Origin of the sequence: uncultured Alistipes sp. (assembly GCF_902388705.1) — a bacterium.
Classification (GTDB): Bacteria; Bacteroidota; Bacteroidia; order Bacteroidales; family Rikenellaceae; genus Alistipes.
On the sequence record NZ_CABMQJ010000027.1, the window covers coordinates 18602 to 29308 of the forward strand.

General features: G+C 62.5%; 8 protein-coding genes and 1 pseudogene. 2 read left to right on the top strand and 7 right to left on the bottom strand.

Annotated elements, in window-relative coordinates; translation table 11 throughout:
• Positions 1-47: 47 nt before the first annotated feature.
• The 3 genes from QZT71_RS07930 to QZT71_RS07940 all read right to left on the bottom strand — a co-directional run bounded on the left by QZT71_RS07930 (position 48) and on the right by QZT71_RS07940 (position 3385).
• The gene (locus QZT71_RS07930; protein ID WP_295914798.1) at positions 48-1118 is read right to left on the bottom strand and encodes a YeiH family protein; all 1071 of its coding nucleotides are present in this window, start codon (positions 1116-1118) and stop codon (positions 48-50) included.
• Positions 1119-1285: 167 nt separating this feature from the next.
• The gene (locus QZT71_RS07935; RefSeq protein WP_295914801.1) at positions 1286-2173 is read right to left on the bottom strand and encodes a LysR family transcriptional regulator; all 888 of its coding nucleotides are present in this window, start codon (positions 2171-2173) and stop codon (positions 1286-1288) included.
• Positions 2174-2353: 180 nt separating this feature from the next.
• Positions 2354-3385 (bottom strand): DHH family phosphoesterase, encoded by a 1032-nt coding sequence (locus QZT71_RS07940; protein WP_295914804.1) that lies wholly within the window; start codon positions 3383-3385, stop codon positions 2354-2356.
• Between the two features lie 156 nt (positions 3386-3541).
• Between QZT71_RS07940 and QZT71_RS07945 the strand changes: the two genes are divergently transcribed.
• Positions 3542-5569: a beta-L-arabinofuranosidase domain-containing protein gene (locus tag QZT71_RS07945; protein WP_295914808.1), complete on the top strand. Its 2028-nt coding sequence runs from the start codon at positions 3542-3544 to the stop codon at positions 5567-5569.
• 323 nt (positions 5570-5892) lie between these two features.
• A complete protein-coding gene (locus QZT71_RS07950; RefSeq protein ID WP_295914809.1) occupies positions 5893-7764 on the top strand; it encodes an ABC-F family ATP-binding cassette domain-containing protein in 1872 nt (623 codons plus the stop codon).
• Between the two features lie 330 nt (positions 7765-8094).
• Here the strand turns inward: QZT71_RS07950 and QZT71_RS07955 are convergent, their stop codons facing one another.
• The 4 genes and pseudogenes from QZT71_RS07955 to QZT71_RS07970 form a co-directional block, all read right to left on the bottom strand.
• Complete coding sequence (locus QZT71_RS07955; protein ID WP_295914812.1) at positions 8095-8874, bottom strand: DUF4886 domain-containing protein; 780 nt, start codon at positions 8872-8874, stop codon at positions 8095-8097.
• 51 nt (positions 8875-8925) lie between these two features.
• Positions 8926-9576: an endonuclease III gene (gene nth, locus QZT71_RS07960; protein ID WP_295914815.1), complete on the bottom strand. Its 651-nt coding sequence runs from the start codon at positions 9574-9576 to the stop codon at positions 8926-8928.
• A pseudogene (locus tag QZT71_RS07965) lies at positions 9573-10490 on the bottom strand (glycosyltransferase); the annotation flags it as partial. The pseudogene QZT71_RS07965 and the gene nth, both read right to left, overlap by 4 nt.
• A 28-nt stretch (positions 10491-10518) precedes the next feature.
• Positions 10519-10707: DUF3553 domain-containing protein (locus QZT71_RS07970; protein WP_295914819.1), on the bottom strand; the 189-nt coding region annotated here is incomplete at its 5' end.

Sequence of the window (10707 nt, forward strand, 5' to 3'; positions counted from 1 at the left end):
CCTGCACGGCCCCTGCCGGGAGGGTATCCGACTTTCAGACAGGGCGACTACAAAATCCCCACCAGGTATTTGGTGACGAAATAACCGCCCACGACCAGCCACACGTACAGCAGGCCTGCCAGCACGAAAGGCTTCGCCCCGGCATGTTTGAACTTGTCGATGCTCGTTTCGGTGCCCAGCGCCGTCATGGCCATCGTCAGCATGAACGTATCGACGTACTCGACAGCCCCGTTGAGGGGAATCTCCCGGACACTCTCCGCCCCGGTCAGGTATTGCAGCAGCGAATTGAGGCAGATAACCCCGATAAATCCGAAAGCGAACCACGGAATGGCGATTTTGCTCTTCTCTTTGCGGCCCCCGGCCGTTTTCCGGCGGCCCGCCAGCACGAACCCCAGGATAACCAGCACGGGCGCGAGCATCATGACGCGAATCATCTTGGTGATGGTGGCCGTCCCGGCGATTCCCAGCGCATCGGTCGGATCCATCGCGTTGCCCGCCCCGGCCACATGGGCCACCTCGTGCAGCGTACTGCCCGTATAGACGGCCACCCCCGTGTCGGTCAGCCCGTCGAGCATTCCCGTGCGGTACATCAGGGGATAGAGGAACATCGAGAGGGTACCGAAAATCACGACCGTCGAGACGGCGATGGCGGTTTTATACCCTTCGCATTTCACGACCGGCTCGGCCCCCAGCACGGCCGCCGCGCCGCAGATGGCGCTGCCCGTGGAGGTCATCAGCGCCGTGTCCCGGTCGATTTTCAGCAGGCGGCCCAGCAGTACGCCGCCCAGGATCGTGACCGTCACAACGACCAAATCGACGGCGACGGCCGGAATGCCGACAGCGGCCACCTCGGAGAGCGTCAGGCGGAATCCGTAGAGGATGATGCCCCAACGCAGCACCTGCTTGGTACAGAATTTAATGCCGGGAACCCACGTTTCGGGAAGTTTGTTGCGCAGGCTGTTGGCATAGAGCATGCCCAGCACGATTCCGACGATCAGCGGACTGAACGACAACCTTTTCACGATGGGAAATCCGGCGATGTAGAATGCCGCGAACGAAAACAGGGCAATCAGAAGAATTCCGTGCAGGGTGTTCGCCCTGTTACCTTTTTCCAACATATCCTTGCATTTTTAAGGGATACTATAACTTTTGTTTGTTTCGCCCGGCAAAGGTCGCATCTTTTCGCGGGATTTGAAACAAGAATTCGTTATCCTGCATAACACAAGGTTATACTAAAAAAACCAAGGAACGGAACACGGCCGGAAACCGGCCCGCCAGAGCCGGGTCAGAAATCGGCCCGGGCGAAGTCCATGAACTGCCGGACAAGCCGGGCGGGTTCGGCTTCGGCATGTATGAACATGAAATCGCGCGTGAGCGCCAGCGAATCGAGGTCGACGATACGCAGCACGCCGCTGCGCAGTTCGTCCACCACGGAGATTACCGAAACGATGGCCACGGCGTCGCTGTTGCGCACGAACGCCTTGATTGCCTCGGTCGAGCCGAGGCGCATCACCACGTTCAGCTGCGGAATGCGGATGCCCGCCCGGCCGAGCGCCGTCTTGATGACTTCGAGCGTCCCCGACCCGCTCTCGCGCAGCACGAGCGGGAGGCGGCGCAGTTCGTCCGGCGTAACCGAATCGATACGCGAACAGGGGCCGCCCGTGCGGGCTATCAGCACCAGTTCGTCCGGGGCCAGGAGCGTGTAATGGAGCCCCTGCCGGCGGCTGACGCTCTCGACCATGCCCAGGTCGATGCCGTGTTCGCCCAGCGCCTGCCCGACCTGATCGCTGTTGCCCGACAGCATCGAAACCCGCACGCCGGGGAAGCGTGTCGTGAAGCGGGCCAGAATCGGCGGCAGCAGGTACTGGGCGATGGTCGTGCTGGCCCCGAGGCGCAGTTCGCCTTCGACGGCACTGGTGCAGAGGCTCATTTCGTACTCCATGCGGCGGTAGTCGTCGGCAAGCCGTTCGGCGCAGCAGAGGAGGGTTTCCCCCGCCGGAGTCAGCTCCAGACGGCTGCCGCGGCGCACGAAAAGCTGCACCTTATAATGGGATTCCAGCTCGCCGATGTGTTTGCTCACGGCGGGCTGCGAAACGAAAAGCTGTTCGGCGGTGCGCGTGAAGCTCAACGTGCGGGCCGCGGTGATAAAGACTTTGAGCCGGAAATCGTCCATAACGTATCTGGATTATCGGTGCGGGGCGCAACCGGGTTCGAAACGGGTTAACGGATATCGCAAAAACAGGACGGAACCGCACCGCACGGACGCCGCAAAGCAACGGCCGGCCGGACATACGGGCAACTGGTTGCGGACAAAAGAGATGCAGGCGGCAGCGCGGTACGGGAAAAACAGGATTTACCCCAGGTGTCCCTCGTCGGCGAACTCCCTGACCGAGCGGATATAGTGGTCGATGGTCTCCTGCATCGTAAGGAACGACTTGCCGCCTGCAGCATTCTTGTGCCCGCCGCCGTTGAAGTATTTGCGGGCGAAGAGGTTGACGTCGACGTCCCCGCGCGAACGCAGGCTCACACGGATGAACTTGCGGTGGGCAAGGAACATGGCCGACATTTTCATCTTCTTGATGGTCAGCGCATAGTTCACGAAGCCCTCGCTGTCGCCCTGCTGGAACTGGAAGCGACGCATCTCGTTCTCCATCAAAGACATATAGGCCACCGTACCGTCCTGGATAATCTCCATCTTGCGGTTGATGGCGTAGCCGAACAGCCGTGCACGGCCCTCGGTATAGGCATTGTAGACGTTGTTGTGGATGTCGGGAATGCGGATGCCCTTTTCGACGAGCACCGCCACGGCACGGAAAAGCTCGGGCGTGAGGAACGAAAAGGCGAAATTGCCCGTGTCGGTCATCATGCCCACATAGAGCGCCTCGGCCATCCGGCATGTGATGGCTTCGGTGCCGAACAGCGCCTCGACGATGGCGTAAACCACATAGCAGGTGCTCGAAGCGTCGGGATGGGAGAACGAGAGGTAGAAATCCTCGTCGGGCGAAAGGTGGTGGTCAATGAGCACCCGGCGGGCCGTGGTGTTGGCCTGAATCGTTTCACTCAAAATTTCGAGCCGCGAGATGGCGTTGAAGTCGAGGCAGAAGAGGATGTCCGCTTCGGCGATGGCCCGGGCCGCACGCCCTTCGGTGTCGTTCTTGAAAATCACGATTTCATCGATTCCCTGCATCCAGTCGAGGAAATAGGGGTATTTGTTCGGAACCACGCACGTCACCGCATGCCCCATCCCGCGAAGCACCTCGGCCCATGCGAGCGACGAGCCCACGGCGTCGCCGTCGGGGTTGGTATGGGTGACGATTACGATCCGCCGGTTCCCGGGAGCAAGCAGCTCCCGCAGGCATTCGATACCTTTTTTCGATAACTCCATTTCGGCCTCTGTTGACTTTGGTGATACGGAGCAAAGATAGCAAAAAAGAGGAAGATAACAAACCGCGGATGCCCATGTATACTGAAATTGCACATTTGCATACTCCGCGAAGCGGGGAGTTTCGTTAAATTTGCATCGACCAAAACTACGACACGCATGAAACGATTCACGCTCCTGCTGCTGGCAGGTATGATCCTGACGGCGACCGCCGCGACGGCCGCGGTCCCCTACGCCAACAACCGCGCCCCGCTGCGCGAAAAACCGCTGGTCAAACTGCCGCTGGGCGCCATACGCGCCGAAGGGTGGCTGCACGACCAGTTGCAGCGCCAGGCCGACGGGCTGACGGGGCACCTCGACTCAATCTATCCCGAGGTGATGGGCCCGCGCAACGGCTGGCTGGGCGGCGACGGCGACGTCTGGGAACGCGGCCCCTACTGGCTCGACGGGCTGCTGCCGCTGGCCTACATCCTCGACGACAGGCAGTTGATAGAAAAGACCCGCCCGTGGGTCGAGTGGGCCATCCGCAGCCAGCGGCCCGACGGCTATTTCGGCCCGGCGGAAGACCGTCCGTTCGAAAGCCCCGCCATACAGCGCGACAACGCCCGCGACTGGTGGCCCAAGATGGTCATGCTCAAGGTGCTGCAGCAATATTACACGGCCACGGGGGACGAACGCGTCATCAAACTGATGACCGGCTATTTCCGCTACCAGCTGCGCGAGCTGCCGAAAACCCCGCTGGGGCACTGGACGTTCTGGGGCGAGCAGCGCGGCGGCGACAACCTGGGCGTGGTATACTGGCTCTACAATATCACGGGCGACGAATTCCTGCTGGAACTGGGCGACCTGATACATCGGCAGACGCTCGACTGGACGGGTATTTTCGCCGGGGGCGAAGTGCTCGCGACGCCGTTTTCGCTCCACTGCGTGAACCTCGCGCAGGGAATCAAGGAGCCGGTGGTCTACTACCAGCGCAGCAACGACCCGGCGCACGTCGGGGCCGTGAAGAAGGGATTCGCCGACATCCGCCGCTACCTCGGCTTCCCGACGGGCCTCTACGGCGGCGACGAGGCGCTGCACGGCGCCGCTCCCACGCAGGGTTCGGAACTCTGCACGGCGGTGGAGATGATGTACTCGCTGGAGGAGATGACCGAAATCACGGGCGACGTACAGTTCGCCGACCACCTGGAGCGCGTGGCGTTCAACGCCCTGCCCACGCAGGCCACGGACGCCTACGACGCCCGCCAGTACTACCAGCAAATCAACCAGGTGATGATTACCGACCACCGCCGCAACTTCCAGGAGAGCCACGACGGCACGGACATCCTCTACGGCCTGCTGACGGGATACGCCTGCTGCACGTCGAACATGCACCAGGGGTGGCCCAAGTTGACGCAGAACCTCTGGTATGCGACCCACGACGGCGGGTTGGCAGCGATGGTCTACGCACCCTGCCGCGTAACGGCCGAGGTGGCCGGCGGCGCGCGCGTGACAATCGCCGAGCGGACGCACTATCCGTTCGACGAGCAAATCCGTTTCGAGGTGACAATCGACAGCCGCAAAATCAAGTCGGCCGCATTCCCGCTCCGCCTGCGCATTCCGGGTTGGTGCGAAGGCGCGACCGTGGCCGTGAACGGCGAAACGGCCGCCTCGCCGGCGAAAGGCTCGGTGGCGGAAATCGAACGCACGTGGCGCACGGGCGACGTGGTGACGCTGCGCCTGCCGATGCGAATCGCGGTCAGCCGCTGGTATGAAGGCGCAGCCGTCGTCGAGCGCGGGCCGCTGGTCTATGCGCTGCGCATCGGCGAGAAATGGTCGAAGGTCGCAAACCCCGGCAAGCAGATATACGGCCCGTGGTACTACGAAGTGCGCCCGACGACACCGTGGAACTACACGCTCTTCGAAGAGGACATTCGCCCCGACCGTATCGCAGAGGCGTTCGAAGTCGAGCGGCGCGACATCGGCGACGCCTATCCGTGGACGCTGGAAAACGCTCCCGTCGAAATCAAAGCCCGGGGGCGCAGGCTCGACGAATGGACGCTCTATCAGGAGAGCGCCGGGCCGCAGCCGTACAGCACCAACGAAACGAACAACCCCGCCGAAGAGATCACGCTGATTCCCTACGGCTGCACGACGCTGCGAATCACCGAATTCCCCGTGACGCGCGATTTGCGCAAGAACTGGTAGCGCTCCGGCAAAGGGCAGGACAGCCCCCCAGAGGAGCGCCGAACGGATCGAACGGAGGGTCGGAAACGGCATTCCCGCCGGCGACGGCATCCCGGCGCAATACGCGCGAGCGGGTGGCGACACCCCGCAACCGCCGGATACGCACCCCGCAGAATGAAAAACGGGAGAGGGCGGCGGACAGGACAAACATAAGAGCCGGAAACGGCATCCCCGCCAAAAAGCGGCGCACGACAGTCGTATTTGGTCGTGCGCCGCTTCATTTCGGGACGGAGGTTGTCCGTCCGGGATTTTTGCGTAGCTTTGTACGCACAAAAACACACGCTATGGCTTGTTGTCTTCAGGTGGAGAACCTCACCAAATCGTTCGGCGAGCAGGTGCTCTTCGAAAATATATCGTTCGCAATCGAGGACGGGCGCCGCATGGCCCTCGTCGCAAAAAACGGCACGGGGAAAACCACGTTGCTGAACATCATCGCGGGGCGTGAAGACCACGATACGGGCAGCGTCGTGCCGCGCCGCGACCTGCGCGTGGCCTACCTCGAGCAAAGCCCCTCCTATCCGGCGGGAATGACCGTGCTCGAAGCCTGCTTCCACTCGGAAAACCCGGCGCTGAAAGCCATTGCGGCGTACGAACGAGCCCTCGAAGAGCCCTCGGGCGAAGGTTTGCAGCAGGCGATGGCGCGCATGGACGCCCTCGAAGCGTGGGACTACGAACAACGGGCGAAGCGCATCCTCTCGCGGCTGAAAATCCGCGATTTCGGACAGCGCATCGAAACCCTTTCGGGCGGGCAGCTCAAGCGTGTGGCGCTGGCCAACGTGCTGATCAGCGAATCGGATTTGCTGATTCTCGACGAGCCGACGAACCACCTCGACACCGACATGACCGAATGGCTGGAGGAGTACCTCACGGCAAGCAGCGCAGGGCTGCTGATGGTGACGCACGACCGCTATTTCCTCGACAGCGTGTGCAGCGACATCCTCGAAATGGAGAACCGGCAAATCTACCACTATACGGGCAACTACTCCTACTACCTCGAAAAAAAGCAGGAGCGCGAAACGGCCGATGCCGCACAGCGGGCGAGCGAGATGAACCTCTACCGCCGCGAGCTGGAGTGGATGCGCCGCCAACCGCAGGCGCGGGCGACCAAGGCCCGGTCGCGCATCGACGCTTTCCGCGAACTCGAGTCGCGGCTGAAAACGACGCACGGCCGCGGCGAAGTGAAACTCGACGTCAAAGCGTCGCGCATCGGCACCAAGATATTCGAGGCCAAAGGGGTCTGCAAGCGCTTCGGGGAGCTGAAGATACTCGACGGATTCGACTACAACTTCACCCGCTACGAGAAACTGGGCATCGTGGGCGACAACGGCTGCGGGAAATCGACGTTCCTCAAGCTGCTGCTGGGAATCGAGAAACCCGACAGCGGGACAATCGACGTGGGGGAAACGGTACGGTTCGGCTATTACAGCCAGCAGGGGCTGGAATTCGACGACTCGATGCGCGTAATCGACGTGGTGAGCGCGATAGCCGAAGAGATCGACCTCGGCGACGGACGGCGGATGAGCGCATCGCAGCTGCTGCTGCACTTCCTCTTCACGCCCGAGACGCAGCACAACTTCGTGGCGCGGTTGAGCGGCGGCGAACGGCGGCGGCTCTACCTGTGCACGGTGCTGATGCGCAACCCCAACTTCCTGGTGCTGGACGAGCCGACGAACGACCTGGACATCGTAACGCTCGGCATCCTCGAAGAGTACCTGCAGGCATTCAGGGGGTGCGTAATCGTGGTGTCGCACGACCGCTATTTCGTGGACAAGGTCGCCGACCACCTGCTGGTATTCTGCGGCGGGGGCGAAATCCGGGATTTCGCGGGAACCTACTCGGAATACGTGGCGTGGAAGCGCGAATACGAAGCGGCGCGCCGCACGCAGGCGGCGCAGGCGAAACCCCGGCCGCAGCCCGCACGCCCACAGGCGCCGGAACAGGCGCCGCGCAAACTTTCGTTCAACGAGAAGCGGGAGCTGGAAGCCCTCGAGGCGGAAATCCCGGCGCTGGAAGCGGAAAAAGCCTCGCTGGAGGCATCGCTCTCGTCGGGAACGCTCGCCGTGGAGGAGCTGACGGCACAGTCGCAGCGGATTGCGGAGCTGATCGGGCTGATCGACGAAAAGACCATGCGCTGGCTCGAGTTGAGCGAGCGGTAGCGACGCGGCACACCGGTGGAAAAGACACGGTGTGCAAGCCCGGAACGGCCGCAACGGCAGACGCAATCGCATGCCCCGGGATACTGAATATCAGGCACAACAAGCACAGGCCGGGTCGGGAAACCGCGGCAAAACGGGGGGGGGCCGGCGACGGACAACACGAAAGACCGGGACGACACGACGGCCGCACACCGCACCGGCAGAAACAGGCCGACCCGCCCGGCAGCGGAACTCCCCGCACACCCGGCGCATCATTGCTCCTGCGCGGCAAACCGCCATTCACAAAAAACCCGCGCCGGGCAGGCGCGGGTGAGAAACCGGGAAACAAGGCTATCTTTTTATATTCAGCAGCGTGGTGTTTTCCAGCACGGTCTGCTGCGCGACGCGCTGGATATACTCGGCCTGTTCGGCGGGGAATCCCATCGTGAAACCGGTCTGGTACGGTTTGCCGTAGAGGGTCGTGAAAATCACGTTGGCCGCGAGGTAGCTGCCCAGCGGCGAGGGGTGGAAGCAATCCTGCGCATAGAGCACGTAATCGGGCCGTTCGGCACGTACCCGCCGCCACGCCATGCCCACCGGAGCGCACCACGCGTCGTTCTCGTAGGTCATCTCGAGGTAGCTGGTCTTCAGCCGCTCCTGCATCTCTTCGTAGTTATTGATGGGCGGATACTCCGGGACGGGGCGCCGGTTGCCGTTCTTATGGCCCCACGTCATGTAGAAGACCACCCGGGCGTCGGGCGAAGCGGCATGCACGAGGCTGTCGAGCGTCCGGGCACAGGGATAGACTTCGCGCGCCACCTGCCGGGTCGGCATCGCGGGCGCGCTGCTCTGCTCCTGCAGGATGACGTAATCCCAGCCGCCTGCGGCGATGGCCGCCAGCAGCTTTTTGTTTTTCAGATGGCCCGAAAGGCGTTCGCCGCCCTTGAGAAAACGCGTGCAGGAGAGTTTCACCTTCTGCGTCGCGGCAATCTGCCGCACGGCGTCCGGCATGTCGTTGTAATAGGTATAGCTGTTGCCGACCCACAGCACCCGCAGCGAGTCGGTGTCCCGCGCCTGCGCGCAAACGGGCAGCAGCAGGAGCAGCAGGAAGCGTAATACGATTTTAATCATAGGTTCGGAAGTTTAAGGTCAGCGTCGTTTTACACCGGCAGGGCCGGGCGGTTACTTTTTCTCCCGCCGGTCGGCGGCATATTTGCGGCACCATGCGGCGATGCCGCATTCGCTGCATTTCGGGGCGCGGGCCACGCAGACGTAGCGGCCGTGCAGAATCAACCAGTGGTGGGCCACCGGCAGCAGGTGCGAGGGGATGTTCTTCTCGAGCGTCAGCTCGGTCTGCAGCGGGGTTTTCGAGTTGGTCGTAAGGCCGATGCGGTTCGAAACGCGGAATACGTGCGTGTCGACCGGCATCACCTCCTTCTGCCACAGCACCGCGCCGAGCACGTTGGCCGTCTTGCGCCCCACGCCGGGCAGGCGCTGCATCTGCTGCAAATCGCTCGGCACCTCGCCGCCGAACTCCTCGCAGAGCATGCGGGCCATGCCCGCCAGGTTGCGGGCCTTGTTGTTCGGATAGGAGATGCTTTTGATGTAGGGATAAATCTCTTCGGCCGTGGCTTTCGCCATCTCGAAAGGCGTGGGAAACGCCTCGAACAGGGCCGGCGTGGTCATGTTGACCCGCTTGTCGGTGCACTGCGCCGAAAGAATCACGGCCACCAGCAGCTGGTAGGGATCCGTGTAGTGCAGCTCGCTCTCGGCAACGGGCATGTGCTCCGAGAACCAGGCGATGATACCGTCGTAACGCTCTTTTGTAGTCATAATCGCTGTTTTTTGCGTCGAAAAAGAAGTTTCTTCACCAGAAAAATGGCCCCGTGCGGATAAAAGACCAGCCGCGGCGTCCGCCGCAAATCGGCCCGCCAGCGCGCGAGGTACTCCCCGACACTGCCCCCTTTCCAGGAGAGCAGCCAGAGCCCCACCACGTGGCGCCGGAGCAGGATCCGGAAGCGGTTGCGCGAGGCCGTGTAGCGCGCGTCGAACCACAGGCTGGTTTCCATGGCCGAATCGCGGCTGGCGATACGCGCCCTGTACGAATCGCCATGGCTCACGCTCCCGACAATACGCCGGTGCACGGCCGTCACCCGGTCGATGAAGCGCACCTGCGAGCGGCAGGCAAACCACAGCCACATCGGCCAGTCGTCGGTCAGCCACTCGGGATGCTCCTCGGGCCGGATTTCGGCGTAATAGGCCGCTATCAGTTCGCGGCGGGCCAGCGCCGTGCAGTTCGGAACCGAGATTCCGAGCAGCATCTGCTCGAAATCGGTATAATGGCGGTCGGGATCGGGCTTGAGCACCCCGTCGGCCTGCCAGTACTGGTCGGCCCCCGTGTAGCACATCCCGCAGCCGGAATCGGCTTCCATCAGATCGACCTGCATCTGCAGTTTGCGGGGCTCCGTCCACCAGTCGTCGCCGTCGCAGTAGGCCACGTATTTCCCGCGGCACGCCTCGAACGTGCGGCGGTAGTTGGCCCGCCAGCCGACGTTCTGCGCAGAGGTCACCAGCCGGATACGGCCGGGGTATTTCGCCGCATAAGCCTCACAGAGCGCCCGTGTGCCGTCCGTACTGCAATCCTCGCCCAACACCAGCTCGACGCCGAACGAAGTCTGCTGCGCGAGCACGCCTTCGATGGCCCGGGCAAGGTAGGCTTCGTGGTTGTAGGTGGTCATGCAGACCGATACGAGGGGGGGGACATTTCCATCGCCGTTATAATTTGGTCAGTTTGGCGAATTTGGCCAGCAGGGTCTTTTCGCCCGCGCCGTCGAAATCCACCACCAGTTTATGGTCGGTGGCGAGGGTTTCGATCCGCCGCACGATGCCGACGCCGAATTTCGGATGTTCGACGCGCTGCCCCACGGTGTAATCGCCGCTCACGGGCATCGCCTCACCGAGGGG